Source organism: uncultured Eubacterium sp. (genome assembly GCF_934295145.1).
Lineage (GTDB): Bacteria > Bacillota > Clostridia > Lachnospirales > Lachnospiraceae > Eubacterium_I.
The window spans coordinates 1-13,873 of the sequence record NZ_CAKRAS010000004.1 but is presented as its reverse complement, the minus strand read 5'-3'; the positions used below and the strand labels follow the sequence as shown (position 1 = coordinate 13,873).

The 13,873-nt window shown below is 42.7% G+C and carries 11 protein-coding genes; all 11 read right to left on the bottom strand.

Going from position 1 to position 13,873, the window contains the following annotated elements:
• Positions 1 to 53 precede the first annotated feature (53 nt).
• The gene (gene feoB, locus Q0I54_RS01420) at positions 54 to 2,210 is read right to left on the bottom strand and encodes a ferrous iron transport protein B (RefSeq protein WP_296115832.1); all 2,157 of its coding nucleotides are present in this window, start codon (positions 2,208 to 2,210) and stop codon (positions 54 to 56) included.
• Between the two features lie 83 nt (positions 2,211 to 2,293).
• Positions 2,294 to 2,515 (bottom strand): FeoA domain-containing protein, encoded by a 222-nt coding sequence (locus Q0I54_RS01415; RefSeq protein ID WP_021740426.1) that lies wholly within the window; start codon positions 2,513 to 2,515, stop codon positions 2,294 to 2,296.
• Positions 2,516 to 2,543: 28 nt separating this feature from the next.
• Positions 2,544 to 2,756 (bottom strand): FeoA family protein, encoded by a 213-nt coding sequence (locus Q0I54_RS01410; RefSeq protein WP_296115830.1) that lies wholly within the window; start codon positions 2,754 to 2,756, stop codon positions 2,544 to 2,546.
• 417 nt (positions 2,757 to 3,173) lie between these two features.
• Positions 3,174 to 5,693 (bottom strand): HD domain-containing phosphohydrolase, encoded by a 2,520-nt coding sequence (locus tag Q0I54_RS01405; RefSeq protein ID WP_296115829.1) that lies wholly within the window; start codon positions 5,691 to 5,693, stop codon positions 3,174 to 3,176.
• Positions 5,694 to 5,700: 7 nt separating this feature from the next.
• Positions 5,701 to 7,320 carry a GH3 auxin-responsive promoter family protein gene (locus tag Q0I54_RS01400; RefSeq protein WP_296115828.1) on the bottom strand — a complete coding sequence of 540 codons (1,620 nt, stop codon included), beginning with the start codon at positions 7,318 to 7,320 and terminating at the stop codon, positions 5,701 to 5,703.
• Positions 7,317 to 7,913, bottom strand: coding sequence for a hypothetical protein (locus Q0I54_RS01395; RefSeq protein WP_296115826.1), 597 nt, complete (start codon positions 7,911 to 7,913; stop codon positions 7,317 to 7,319). Before Q0I54_RS01395 ends, Q0I54_RS01400 begins: the two co-directional genes overlap by 4 nt.
• 193 nt (positions 7,914 to 8,106) lie before the next feature.
• Positions 8,107 to 8,709 carry a TIGR04100 family radical SAM protein gene (locus tag Q0I54_RS01390; protein WP_296115824.1) on the bottom strand — a complete coding sequence of 201 codons (603 nt, stop codon included), beginning with the start codon at positions 8,707 to 8,709 and terminating at the stop codon, positions 8,107 to 8,109.
• A gap of 162 nt (positions 8,710 to 8,871) precedes the next feature.
• On the bottom strand, positions 8,872 to 9,708 hold the full coding sequence (locus tag Q0I54_RS01385) for a pyridoxamine kinase (protein ID WP_296115822.1): 837 nt from the start codon (positions 9,706 to 9,708) through the stop codon (positions 8,872 to 8,874).
• A gap of 292 nt (positions 9,709 to 10,000) precedes the next feature.
• A complete protein-coding gene (locus tag Q0I54_RS01380) occupies positions 10,001 to 10,465 on the bottom strand; it encodes a small multi-drug export protein (RefSeq protein ID WP_296115821.1) in 465 nt (154 codons plus the stop codon).
• Between the two features lie 281 nt (positions 10,466 to 10,746).
• Positions 10,747 to 12,240: a TrkH family potassium uptake protein gene (locus Q0I54_RS01375; RefSeq protein ID WP_296115820.1), complete on the bottom strand. Its 1,494-nt coding sequence runs from the start codon at positions 12,238 to 12,240 to the stop codon at positions 10,747 to 10,749.
• A 17-nt stretch (positions 12,241 to 12,257) separates the two neighbouring features.
• Positions 12,258 to 13,604 carry a Trk system potassium transporter TrkA gene (gene trkA, locus Q0I54_RS01370; protein ID WP_296115819.1) on the bottom strand — a complete coding sequence of 449 codons (1,347 nt, stop codon included), beginning with the start codon at positions 13,602 to 13,604 and terminating at the stop codon, positions 12,258 to 12,260.
• Positions 13,605 to 13,873: the final 269 nt, after the last annotated feature.

Here is a 13,873-nt window from a genome sequence, read left to right as displayed (position 1 = left end):
TAGAACTCCTCCTTCATAACTGATTTTAAACTATTTTAGCACAAATGAATAAATTATGCTGCTTTTTTTACCATACCAGTTGCTTCATCAACGTATGGATTTTTACGAACAAGCATATAGATGATAAATACTAACTCGATAATAGCAACGATCAGTCCTACCGGATGAACGTTTCCTGTGAACAGGGAACCAAACTGGTAGATCATCATAGATACGATGTATGCAAGACCACACATGTATCCAATTGCTGCCCAGAACCATTTCTGATTGTTCATCTCTCGTTTGATCGCACCCATAGCTGCGAAACACGGAGCACACAGAAGGTTAAATACCATAAAGCTGTAAGCGGTTAACTGTGTATAATGAAGCGCTACCTGACCCCATACTTCATCGCCGTTCTCTGCCACTTCGGAGAAACCACCGAAGAGGACACCAAAGGTAGATACAACGTTCTCTTTTGCGATCAGACCAGTGATTGTTGCAACTGTTGACTGCCAGTCACCGAAACCAAGCGGTGCAAAGATCCAGCAGATTGCTCCACCGATCGCTGCCAGTAAACTGGAGTTATTGTCTTCCACCATGCCAAATGCACCATCAACGAAACCAAATCCCTGTAAGAACCAGAGAATTACGGAAGAAGCTACGATAACAGTACCTGCACGTTTGATGAAGGACCATCCACGCTCCCATGTTGCACGTAAGATGGAACCTGCTGTTGGAATATGGTAAGCCGGAAGCTCCATAACGAATGGTGCTACTTCGCCGGCAAATGGTTTTGTCTTTTTCAGCATGATACCGGAGATAACGATTGCTGCTACACCGATGAAGTAAGCGGAAACTGCAACCAGTCCGGAACCACCGAATAATGCTCCTGCGAAGAGACCGATGATCGGCATTTTTGCTCCACAAGGAATAAAGCAGGTTGTCATAATTGTCATATGACGGTCTCTCTCATTCTCAATGGTACGGCTTGCCATAACACCTGGAACACCACAACCGGAACCGATCAGCATCGGGATAAAGCTTTTTCCGGAAAGACCAAATCTGCGGAAGATACGGTCAAGGATAAATGCAACACGGGCCATATATCCAACCTGCTCCAGAATGGAAAGCATGAAGAACAGTACTAACATCTGCGGTACGAAACCAAGTACGGCACCGACACCACCAACAATACCATCGTTGATCAGACCAACTAACCAGTCAGCACATCCGATGCTCTCAAGTGCCGGTCCTAAGTTTCCACAGATCCACTCACCAAAGAGTGTATCATTTGTAAAGTCAGTAACGATTCCACCGATGGTTGTTACCGAAATCCAGTAAATCAGGAACATGATACCTGCAAAGATTGGTAACGCAAGAATACGGTTTGTTACGATACGGTCAATCTTATCAGAGATTGTCAGGTTGTGTACTTCTGCTTTTTTGCTTACAGACTGATCACACACTTTGCTGATATAAGCATATCTCTGGTTTGTGATAATACTTTCTGCATCATCATCCATCTCATTCTCGCAGTCAACAATGTGCTGCTCGATATGTGCTTTTACATCTGCCGGAATATTTAAGTCTTTGACTGCTTCCTCATCACGCTCAAAGAGTTTCATTGCAAACCAGCGAAGATATCTGTGGTCTACCGTCATCTCGATGGACTCCTCGATATGTGCGATGGCATGCTCAACACTTCCGGTAAATACATGAAGCGGAGTTGCATCCTGTTTTTTCTCTGCTGCATCTACGGCTTTCTGTGCTGCCTCAAATCCACCCTCACCTTTCAATGCACTGATCTCAACGATCTCACATCCAAGTGTCTCAGACAGTTTCTTAACGTTGATCTTGTCACCGTTTTTGCGAACGATATCCATCATATTGATTGCGATCACAACCGGGATACCAAGTTCAAGGAGCTGTGTTGTCAGATACAGGTTACGCTCAATGTTTGTACCGTCTACAATGTTTAAGATTGCATCCGGACGTTCATTTACCAGATAACCTCTGGCAACTACTTCCTCCAATGTATATGGGGAAAGGGAGTAAATACCAGGTAAATCCTGAATGATCACGTCTTTATGTCCCTTTAATTTTCCTTCTTTTTTCTCAACAGTTACACCCGGCCAGTTACCTACGTACTGAGAACTACCGGTCAACTGGTTAAACAATGTTGTTTTTCCACAGTTTGGGTTACCCGCAAGTGCGATTTTGATACTCATTTATTCTCCTCTCTACTTTAACTTTTCATAGCTTTTCATAACTGTTATTAGAATCTTCTAATCCTTATGTAAAAAAAATATGATTACTCTACCTCAATCATCTCAGCGTCAGCTTTACGAACACTCAGCTCGTAACCGCGCACGTTTAATTCGATCGGATCACCAAGTGGTGCAACCTTACGAACTTTGATCTGAACTCCTTTTGTGATTCCCATGTCCATGATACGACGTTTGATCGGGCCTTCACCATGCAGACGTTTTACAACTACTACATCATCAACTTTTGCGTCTTTTAATGTTTTCATAAAACTCTTCCTTTCTTCTCTTCTATGCTTAAACCATAATTCTGGTTGCCATGCTTCGATCCAGTGCAATCCTGCTGTCTTTTACCTGAAGGATAATATTTCCTCCAAGTTCACTGACAACTGTTACGGATTCATCCACTACCAGTCCCAGCTCAGCAAGATGCTGACGTATGGAATCTTTTCCGGTAATTTTTTTAATCACTACTGTTTCTCCACTTTTCGCCATCGCTAAAGGCATCATATAATATCCCTCCCGTGTCAGTAGATTGACATTTTTTATTAGTAAAAGGTAACAAAAAATATATGCAGCTATATATCGTTAGAATATGTCACCATGTAATATATCGAACTACATCTCATTAACAAAACGTAACACATGATGTACAATGCTATATTTTATTAGTTTTTTACAATTTTTACTACTCATAGCTACATTTTGTTAGATTTTCCTAACATCAGCATACGAAGTTTACCACTGCTAACGTTTATTGTCAACCCCTTTTGGGGAAAAGTTATTAAAAAGACGTAAAAAAAGGCAAAAAAATATTGCAATCATGGAATGGATTTTGCTCTGTTCCTTCCTGATTACAATATTTTTTCTATAAACCTGTCTCCGTTTTTTTAATAAGATTTGGGTGTCAAAACACCCAAATCGTGATTACACTTCTTCGGACTCTACCAGCCGAATACTTCCATTGTCCAGACACTCCACAAATTTGTAAGCCAACTCCGGATCAAACTGCTTTCCAGCATCCAAAAGGAGCTTTTCTCGCGCCACCTCCAATGGAAATGCTTTCTTATAGCAACGTCTGGATGTCATAGCATCAAAGGAATCTGCTATGCATAAAATTCGCGCTGTCAGTGGAATATCCTCGCCGGCAATTCGTCTTGGATATCCTTTTCCGTCATACCTTTCATGATGACCGATGACGGCCGGGATAACATAATCCAGAGACGGAAGATGACGGATAATATCAATCGATGCTTCCACATGTCCTTTGATGATCTCATATTCCTCATCTGTCAGACGCCCCGGTTTATTCAGTACATACTCTGGAATTCCGATTTTTCCCACATCATGCAGTAAAGCAGCCTGACGGATGATCTCGATCATATCCTCATTCATACCGAGCGCTGTGGCCAGCACTGTAGCATAATAGGCCACGTTATTGGAATGGCTGAATGTATAATGATCTTTCGCATCGATGGCCGCGGTCAGTGCATAGATCGTTGATTCATATTCCCGGTAAATATGGGCGCGGTCCTTTGTACTGCCCTGGTCATTGCAGTTTTTAAACATCGTGTCAAACACCTGAATGCCGTTTTTTCCACTGTGTTTTACATGGTAGACTGCCAGATCCACATTTTCCATCAGTTCTTTGACATTGCGCGCCGCAAAAGGAGCCGCGCTGATTCCCGCACTGACGGTCACAGATTTCAGCTTCATATCCGTCCGTCGGTTGTTCATTACAAAAATCTGCTTTGTGATTGATTCTACCAGATTTCTGGCTGAAAACAGATCGTACTTCGGAAGCAGGACTGCAAATTCTTTTCCACCGTAACGGGCTGTATATCCGCTGTCTCCCACACTGCTGCGAATGATCGCAGCAACCTCCTGCAGGCAGATGTCCCCTTCCTTGACGCCGTACAACTGATTATATAACTTGAAATCATCCAAATTGATAATGGCAAGTGCCAGGGATGCTTCCTTATTTTTCTCAAACTCTTCATTTAATACTTCATAGAAATACTTTCGGTTCAACAGACCGGTCAGCTCATCTGTCCGCGCCTCAATGCAGGCTTTCTCATACAGCTGCGCATTCTTGATGGCAATGGACGCTACCGATGTGACGGAGGAGATCAACTGCACCTCGTCGTATACAAGTCCCTTTTTTGAAGAAGGTGCTGTGATCAGGATCACGCCTGCCAGACAATCGCCATCTTTCAGTCCTGCACAATAGCGGATATGCTTTTTATCCAACTGATGCTTTTCGCTTTCCCACATAGATTTGTATTCCACCGTATAGCGAAATTCCCGGTAGATCAGAGGCTCATCATGAACTGCCAGCCACTGGATCATCGGATTTCCCTCCTCCAGTGAAAAAGACAGGTCGTTGAGTGGCTGATCACTGGCAAATCCGCGATATGACTGACCGGATGCATCCTGCATACAGATATAGATATTTCCCACATCCATCAGTTCTTTCAACACATGGATTGTTTCATTCAAAATTTCCTGCAGATCCAATGTCTTGGAAATTGCTGAACTGAATTCTTTGATTTTTTCTGCCTGATGAACTTCTTCCTTTACAAACACATTTCTCACCAATAACTTCCATAAAAACGTAAACAACGCATAAATGACAAGAAAAATCACTGCAAATACAAGTGCAAACACCGTCATATTTTTATCCATCTCTAAATGAAGCACTTTCTGCAGATATGGAACCACATTAAAAAACACGATTACCGAAAACAGAAATCCAACACCATAGCATAATCCGGAAGAGGCCAGCATTTGCAAGCGAAACAGGTGTCTGCGGGTAAGTGCATAAAATATCAGAAATACGTTAATGACACCGCTCAGGACATCGATCGGGAAACCGGAAAGCAGCGGCAGGCTGATCAGAACATTACCGGCAAAGAGTACCACAACGCCAAGCATTATCGGATCATACTGTACTTTCATATTTGGATTTGCTTTGCAGATACGCACCAGGATTACAAACAAGTGTAGCAGAAATGCTCCAACAAGAAAGAATAATACCAGAATCGTCGGTTTAATATCGTATACAAAGGTTGGTCTTCCATTTTTTTCTACAAGTTCAGGACACGCCAGAAATACGCCATTCCAAATATTTACCACAAGACAGGTAAGCATAACGGCCAGATAGATTTTGCCTGTCATGCCTTCCCTGGCACCGCCAAAAGCCAGAATAAAACGGTAGTATGCGTATGGAAGAAGTAAGATTCCAAATAATGAAACCTGATACCAGAATGCGTAATGCGGCCAGAGCTGCGCACGCATAAAGGCAGAACCACCGGTCCACAAAAGCAGTCCTGTCAGCACCACCAGAAAGCTGTTTACAATTTTATTTCTCTTTGCTGCCAGAAACATCAGCAGCATAAATCCATAGCACACCATGGCTATAATTGAAATATATCCGTAGGTTCCCATATTCCTCTTATCTCACTCTATTCATACTCACCTGTACCTCAAGCAATCCCTTCAGGTCATAATGTGAAGGGCTCATATGGTACAGTTTTTTCCCTGTCCGTTTCTCATAAGTCTCAAATGTTCCGCAAGTAAGAATCGTCACCTGCAGCGGATCCATTCCCAGAATCTTTTTCAGATCACGGTAATCCTGATCAATATATTTAAAATAAGTACTGAGCAGATCCTTCAAAATTGTTGCACTCATGGCATTATTCAGCAGTGCATCCCGCTCCAGTTCCACATACATGTGCAGATATGGCCGGTTCTGCTCATTATATTCCTTCGTTGCCACCCAGTTTATAATTGGAAGCTTTGAAAGTCCAATGACATTTTTGATCCCATTTTCTGAAATTCGTGTAAACCCGGCAATATCGATGATCCAAGGCACACGATCTATATACTCAAACCGTGGAATCCGCGTCTCATCTTCCCGGTTTTCCAGACCGACGCAACGATACATATCGCCACAGCGATACCTTGCAAACGCTCCGCCTTTCAAAATAGTAAATACCAGTTCATATCTTTCCCCCGGCCGCACCTCATCCATGAGATATGTCGGTGGAATATACGATGGATCCTCATAATTTTTCAGCATATCTTCCTCTGTGATAAACTCGTAAAATGCGTTATCCGGGAAGAAATACATACCTTTACGCGTCCATGTCTCAGTTCCCATCATGGAAGGCTCCGTACCTGCAAATAGTTCCATCGGCCGGATGCCCCAGAGTTCTTCCAGATCATCCTTATAGCACAGATTGTCTGTACCTGCTACCATAAAGCCTTTCAGATGGAAGAGATCCTTTGGAAGCAGCTGTCGCTGCTCTTTCTTGCACCGATATTTTGCTTTCAAAAGCCGCATGATCATCTGCGGTTTACATTTTAACAGACTGGACAGCTTTACTCCACCGCCGGAACTTGTCAGAGTTGACAGGCTCTGGCTGACTGCATAGGCAACACTTCCAAGACCAAAGAAAAATCCCAGATCCTTTTGCATTGCCATCTTAAATCCCAGTTTGTTACGCTCACTGAAACTCATATTCACAGCGTCTTTGATCGCCGGCAAAAACTCAATATCGATTTCTTCTCCCAATGCCAGCGGAAACAACCCTGTCGCATAAGGCAGTGGTGCCAGCGCATACAGAAACTTATCCGTGGAAGCCACATCAAAGGATCCTTTTTCACGGCTTGTAGACAAAATCAGGCAGGCCATGACGTTATTTCGATATGTATCCAGCATGCTTCTGGTATACGGCGCTACCTTGATCGGGTGCTTACCACCCTCCCAGGTCGTCTGTATCCAGATCACCGGATTTCCCGGAAGCATATCCGGCTGCTTGCTCAACAGAATATCTGCATAATCTTCATACTCTGTCAACGGCACCATTTTCCGGAATTCCTCCAGATTTCTCGGATGCTTTCCCTTCAGAATGGACTGCCCCAGTCCGCAGTTGCTCCAAAGCTGGATCTGCTCTTCCATCAGCCGCCGCTGGATCTTCATGTATCCTTCCATGGACAGATCAAGGAATCCGCAGTACTGCTGCCAGATTTCATTATATTGATGTTTTTTCAATTTTTCTTTTAGGCTCATAAGTCGTCCACTCCAGATTGATTGCTGCGTTTTCTTATACTTTTCATGCACGCCCGGATACTTTTTCCATTCGGGATTAAAAATGGCGTACTTTGTTGATATTCCCTATAATTAAAAAATGTCCGTGGAAATGTCCACAGATCCTGAAAAATGATATACAGATAATTCCAGAAAATCATAAGTCCAAAATAGATTCCCTGTCTTAATCCCCCCAGCATTCCCCACATGCATAAAAAGGCACCCGCAAACCACAACACACCCGGATGACGGCACAAACCATACATTCCTTCTGTGTATGCAGCACGCAGTTTATTTTCTTCACAATAGGTTTCTTCAAAGGGAAGGGCAAAAAACAAGGTATATATAAGCATACCAAGAAAAAACAATGATCCGATTCCAAATCCGATCACTGCTCCCAGGCTCCGATGACCTTGTCCCCATACAGAACAGAACTCTGCTACGACAGACGCCACGACTAGAATACTCCCCCATGCAAAAAATTTCTGCAAACATACATTCTTACTCAGGATACTGTTGATATCATATACAAAATACAGGACAAATCCTGCAGTTCCCAAAATCAGCTGCCACATCTTCATTCTCCTGTCAAAAAATCCACAAAAAAAATATCTGTGTATGTATCAATATTACTGCCTTTAACAGGCAATCTAAATTATAATAAAGTTCCTGCTAAATTGCAAGGAAAAAAACACCGCCGGTCGACAGACCGGCGGTATCATTACCCATTCATTGTCCATTGCTTAAAAATATTCATTTTTTAATGTTTTAATCTTCCCACGGACGGATGCGGTATACAGCGCCAACTTCCTCACAGATCTTACTGCACTGTGCTTCTTCTTCTTTTGTGATCGTAGTCTCTACCGTTGTCATGACAACTTTAGGTACATGTCTGGTACACTTCTTTGCAAAATCAATCATGGCATCAAAGGACTGATCTCCGAATTTGCTGCGCACCAGTTCGTGATAACGCTCTGCATTTGGTGTATTCAGGCTGATGGATACCGTATCGATCAGACCTTCAAATTCCGGTGTGATATCACGGTTCCAGATGAGATTTCCCATACCATTGGTGTTGATACGCACAGGTTTTGCAAATGTCTCTTTCACATAAGCAGCTACTTTCAGCAATACCGGAAGTGCCTCTGTCGGCTCACCGAATCCGCAGAATACAACTTCTTCAAATTCATTCATATCAAACTTTGCAAATTCTGCGATGACTTCCTCTGCTGAAGGCTCACGATCCAGCCACAGACTGTGGGATTCTCCTACATGATCCATGGTCTGACGCAGGCAGAATGTACAGGCACATGGACATTTGTTTGTAAGGTTTACATATAACCCATGATGTACTTTGTATAAAATTTCCATTTTTCATTCCTTCTTTCTTTATATATATCCACTCTTTTTAATATCATTGATTACATTGTCAAAAGGTCTGAGTCCACCTGTGCTTGCACAAGGGTGAATGAATGACCTCGACTTTCTTGTTGCTCACCGCCTGGAAAGGTTGGCGTGATCTCTCATTTGATATCATCTCGCCAGACTTCCCAGATGATCCTCAAAGCAGACACCATCTGTCAGTGGGATGTCCCGTTCGATAGAACTTAAAATGCATTTTTTGATAAAGCCGGAAGCTTTCTTTACAGACTCTTCAAAAGCAACCCCGTTCACTGCATCTGCTGCCAGTATCGCTGAAAAAATATCCCCGGTTCCGGATCGCGATGTGCCAATTCTGTGGGTGCGCAGCATTTTGCATTCCTTTCCTTTTTCGTAACAGAGATTCGCTACAAAGCTCCCCTGCGGAATGCCCGTGATCACCACTTTCTCCGGTCCCATCCGGCTTAAATCTTCTGCCATCTGTTCAATCTCTGCTACCCGCCATTTTTCCTTATATGGCGTATCCGTCAGGATACAGGCCTCGGTCAGATTCGGTGTCAGGATATCTGCATAATGCACCAGTTTCTTCATCTCCAGACACATTTCCATGGTATAGGTCGGATAAGGCTTCCCATAATCTCCCATAACCGGATCGATCAGTACAATGGTTCCATTTTTGCCAAACTCCTGAAGGAAATCTCCTACAATCCCAATTTGCGCCTCAGATCCCAGAAATCCAGTGCAGATTCCGTTAAAATGCAGACCCAGTTTCCGCCATTCTGCGATATACGGCCGCATCTTATCGGTATAATCTTCAAAAAAATAGCTGTCAAATCCTGTATGATTTGAAAAAATCGATGTCGGTACCGGACAGCACTGTATCTTCATTGCTGATATGATCGGCAGTGAAACTGCGATAGAGCATCGTCCAAAGCCTGAAAAATCATTGATCACAGCAATTTTCTTCTGATTGTTATGTGAAGCTATCATAAAACTATTTATTCCCCATCTTTCTCTTATACATTGTATATCAAAATACCCAAATCTTGATCACACGGATTGCTCCGTTGTGCAAGTACAGGCGGGCTCAGAGCTTTTGGCACTCTAATCATACATAACAAAAAAACTGACCTTTTTCAAGAGCCAGTTTTTACTGTTATGTCCATGCCAGTTTCTGTTATCAAACAATTTCATTCTTTATTTTGTACAACAGTTTCATTGCCATATGATTTCATCCTTTATTTTCTGCGCCTTCCAGACATGCAGCTGGCATTCTGCGTATCTATAATCGTGAAATCAAATGAATAACACCCGAACTTGCAAGCATCACGATCATCCCGGCCACAGCATTTCCGCACATTACACAAATGATTGTAATTCCCGGTTTCATATTCAACACTCCGGCGATGATGCTTCCGGTCCATGTCCCGGTTCCCGGAATCGGCACTGCCACATATGCAAAAATCGCCAGCGGTCCATACCTGTGAATCTTATCCTTATTCTTTGTGACTATTTTATCGATCCAGCCGATAAATCGTTTCAAAAATCCATGCTTTTTACATTCCACATAAAACCAGTGGGTGAAAAAAGCCAGAAAACAAACCACAAAAAAGCTTCCGCATAATGCCATCAGATACGCCTGCCACGGTGCCAGCTGTAATGCCATACCAAAAGGAATCGCTCCTTTTACCTCAACGGCCGGAATCATTGCTACTAAAAATGTATAAATGAACTTTGGAAAAATCACTGTCCTACCTCCAGACAAACTTTGTCGTACATAAAACACTCAGCCCTTTTGACACTGTGATCATATGATGTTGGGGTCAAAAGATGCCTTACGAATTGTTCCGTACTTCGTACTCCCACAATTCTACCCATCATGATATAATAATTTGTACCAAGTTTTTTGTCCTATGTAAATAGGATTCAGAAATTCTTAAAATTTATTCAGGAATTGGCAAGAATCATTTTCTATTTTTTCTTAAACAGCTTGTTTCCTTCATTTTCTGTACAAGCTTCAGGATATATTCAGGATATAGATACATTTCCTCTGCTATTCTTTTTCCGTTTGATCCGGCGTTTTAAAAGTCCACGCCAGCTCGGCGGATACAAAAGGATCAGCACCGGGAAGATTTCCAAACGACCTGCCAGCATGTCAAAAATGTACACACATTTACTGAAGGTTGACGCATCACCGAAATTGCATGCCGGTCCATATTTTGCAAGTCCCGGTCCGATATTATTAAAGGTACCCAGCACGGAAGAAAAACCGCTGACCAGATCTGTTCCGTCTATGCAGACCAGAAATGTAGACAATATAACCAGCAGCATATATGCTGTAAAATATACGTTAATGCCACGGATAGCCTCTTCGTCTACCGTCTTTCCGTCCATCTTGATCTTTTTTATACTCTTCGGGAACAGATAGGAATTTAATTCCCGCAGAGCAGATTTCACGGATAACAGGAATCGGCTGACTTTCATACCGCCGCCGGTACTTCCGGCACAGGCGCCGATCATCATCAGAAACAGCATGACGTATCTTGACAGCGAAGGCCACTGGTCAAAATCCACCGTCATAAATCCGGTCGTTGTAATGATCGATCCGACCTGGAACGATGTGTTTCTGAGATTTTCCAGCACATTTACGCCCCATCCATACGTATTTGTCATAATGATCAGAATTGCAGCCACAATGACACCAAAATAAGCCCAGACTTCTTCCATGTGAAATAGCTGTTTCCATTTTCGCAGTAACAAAAAATAAAAGGCATTAAAATTAACACCAAATAAAATCATAAAAATTGTTACGACCCACTGAATATAGGGGGAACAACTGGTCAGACTGTCATTTCGTATGCCAAAGCCTCCGGTTCCTGCCGTAGAAAATGCAGTCGTCAACGATTCAAATACCGACATTTTTCCACACAGCAGTAATAGAAAAAGTATCACTGTCATTCCGAGATAGATCACATATAAAATTCTCGCTGTATGCATCATTCTTGGCACCAGTTTTCCGACCGCCGGTCCCGGACTTTCTGCACGCAGCAGATTCATATTGGAACCACCTGTCATCTGAATGACTGCCAGTAAAAATACAAGTACACCCATTCCACCGATCCAGTGCGTAAAACTACGCCAGAAGAGCATACAATAGGATAATGCTTCCACATCCCCCAGGATTGTAGATCCCGTCGTTGTAAAACCTGAAACAGTCTCAAACAATGCGTCTGTAAAAGACGGAATCTCCCCACTCAGAAAAAATGGCAAGCAGCCGATCACACTCATGATAAACCAGCTCATTGCCGTAGCGATACACCCCTCTCTCATATAAAATACATTGCTTTCCGGTTTTTTATGCGTAACAAATGCTCCGAATGCCAGCGCACAGGCTGCCACAATGGCAAACCACATGCCATTGCGTTCCTGATAGATCAGTGCCACCAGAACCGGAATCAGCATAAAAAGCCCTTCCAATTTTATAATCCAGCCCAATATGTAGGCGATCATTGACTTATTCATCTAATATGCCCCTCCACCTACTGTAAAATATCTTCTATATCGTGAAATCCAGTATTTGTTGTTACAATAATTACCGTGTCTCCTCCCTGGATCTTGTCATTTCCACCCGGGATAATAATTTTTCCATCGCGATTGATACATGCTACAAGCAGATTTTTTTTCAGTTTCAACTGTGCCAGCGGTACATTTACGATTGGAGACTGATCCCCCACAACAAATTCAATGGCTTCCACGCGTTCATCAAACAGATGGATCATCGTTTCGATATTATTATTCATTGTCGCTGTCTTGGAACGTACAAAAGCAATGATTGCCTCAGATGTAATATATTTCGGATATACCACACTTCCCAGATCCAACTGATCGATCACACCGGTATAGGTGATACGATTGATTTTGGTAACAACTTTTGCATTGGATACTTCCTTTGCATACAGAGTCAGCATGATATTTTCCTCGTCGATTCCAGTCAGCGGGACAAGAGACTCCGTTGTCGTAATTCCGATCTCATTGAGCAGTTCCTCGCTGGTACCGTCACCGTTTACCACAATTGCCTGCGGAAGCAGCACACTCAGTTCCTCGCAGCGTTCCTTCTTATTTTCCACGATCTGTACGGAAATTCCAAGTTCAATCAGACGCTTGGCCAGATAATAAGCTGCACGTCCACCGCCTACGATGATACAGCTTTTTACCTGATGTGTATGAAATCCGTTTTTCTTTAAAAACTTACGTCCATCCCGCACCGGTGCAATGAAACTGATGACATCTCCGGCAGCCAGTTCAAAATTTCCTCCTGGGATATATACTTCTCCGCTTCGCTCAACGGCACAGATCAGCACTGCACCGGAAAGTTCTTTCACCAGATCTGCAATTTTCTTTCCAGTCAGAATGTTTCCCTGCGGCAATTTGATACGAACCATTTCCGCATGGCCTCTGGCAAAAGGAGCCACCTCCAGTGCCGTTGGCATATATAAAATACGTGAAATCGCATTTGCAGCTTCCTGCTCCGGATTGATCATCATTGCAAGTCCGAGTTTTTCTTTCAAATATACTTTTTCTTCACTGTAATCCGGTGTACGCACTCTGGCAATAACTTCACAATGTCCGGAACGTTTTGCAACCAGACAGCAAAGCAGATTCAATTCATCGGAATCTGTCACTGAGATCAGGATATCTGTATTTTCAATTCCTGCTTCCTTTAATACGGTAAAACTGGCTCCATTGCCAACTACACCATATACATCGTACATATTGGTTACGCTCTGCAGACGGGCCGCATTTTTATCAACGACAGAAATGTCATGTCCTTCTTTGCTGAGACGTTCCACCAGCGTCATACCAACTTTTCCACACCCAACAATCATAATGTTCAATCCTCCACTATGAGGATTCTTTTTTCCCTTTTGAAACATAATACTCCCTCTTCATCTTATCGTGAATTATGAATTATTTTTGCCCATGCTCAAACAGTTATACTATATCTATCCCGAAAAAGCAAGGAAAACACCACTTTTACAAAAAAAAGAACAGCCAGTCGATCAGCTGTTCTTTCAAGAGAAGGTATTTTTTACTATGGGGGTAGCAAAAAACTATATAATGTATTGGGGGTTTTTACAGTTATTATAATAGCAAA

Bases quoted from the DNA above. Each gene is read 5' to 3' on its own strand.
- Q0I54_RS01395 (WP_296115826.1), bottom strand. From the start codon at position 7,913: ATGTGGCAGCTGATTTTGGGAACTGCAGGATTTGTCCTGTATTTTGTA.
- trkA (WP_296115819.1), bottom strand. From the start codon at position 13,604: ATGATTGTTGGGTGTGGAAAAGTTGGTATGACGCTGGTGGAACGTCTC.
- Q0I54_RS01375 (WP_296115820.1), bottom strand. From the start codon at position 12,240: ATGAATAAGTCAATGATCGCCTACATATTGGGCTGGATTATAAAATTG.
- Q0I54_RS01400 (WP_296115828.1), bottom strand. From the start codon at position 7,320: ATGAGCCTAAAAGAAAAATTGAAAAAACATCAATATAATGAAATCTGG.
- Q0I54_RS01390 (WP_296115824.1), bottom strand. From the start codon at position 8,709: ATGGAAATTTTATACAAAGTACATCATGGGTTATATGTAAACCTTACA.
- Q0I54_RS01410 (WP_296115830.1), bottom strand. From the start codon at position 2,756: ATGATGCCTTTAGCGATGGCGAAAAGTGGAGAAACAGTAGTGATTAAA.
- Q0I54_RS01405 (WP_296115829.1), bottom strand. From the start codon at position 5,693: ATGGGAACCTACGGATATATTTCAATTATAGCCATGGTGTGCTATGGA.
- Q0I54_RS01415 (WP_021740426.1), bottom strand. From the start codon at position 2,515: ATGAAAACATTAAAAGACGCAAAAGTTGATGATGTAGTAGTTGTAAAA.
- feoB (WP_296115832.1), bottom strand. From the start codon at position 2,210: ATGAGTATCAAAATCGCACTTGCGGGTAACCCAAACTGTGGAAAAACA.
- Q0I54_RS01385 (WP_296115822.1), bottom strand. From the start codon at position 9,708: ATGATAGCTTCACATAACAATCAGAAGAAAATTGCTGTGATCAATGAT.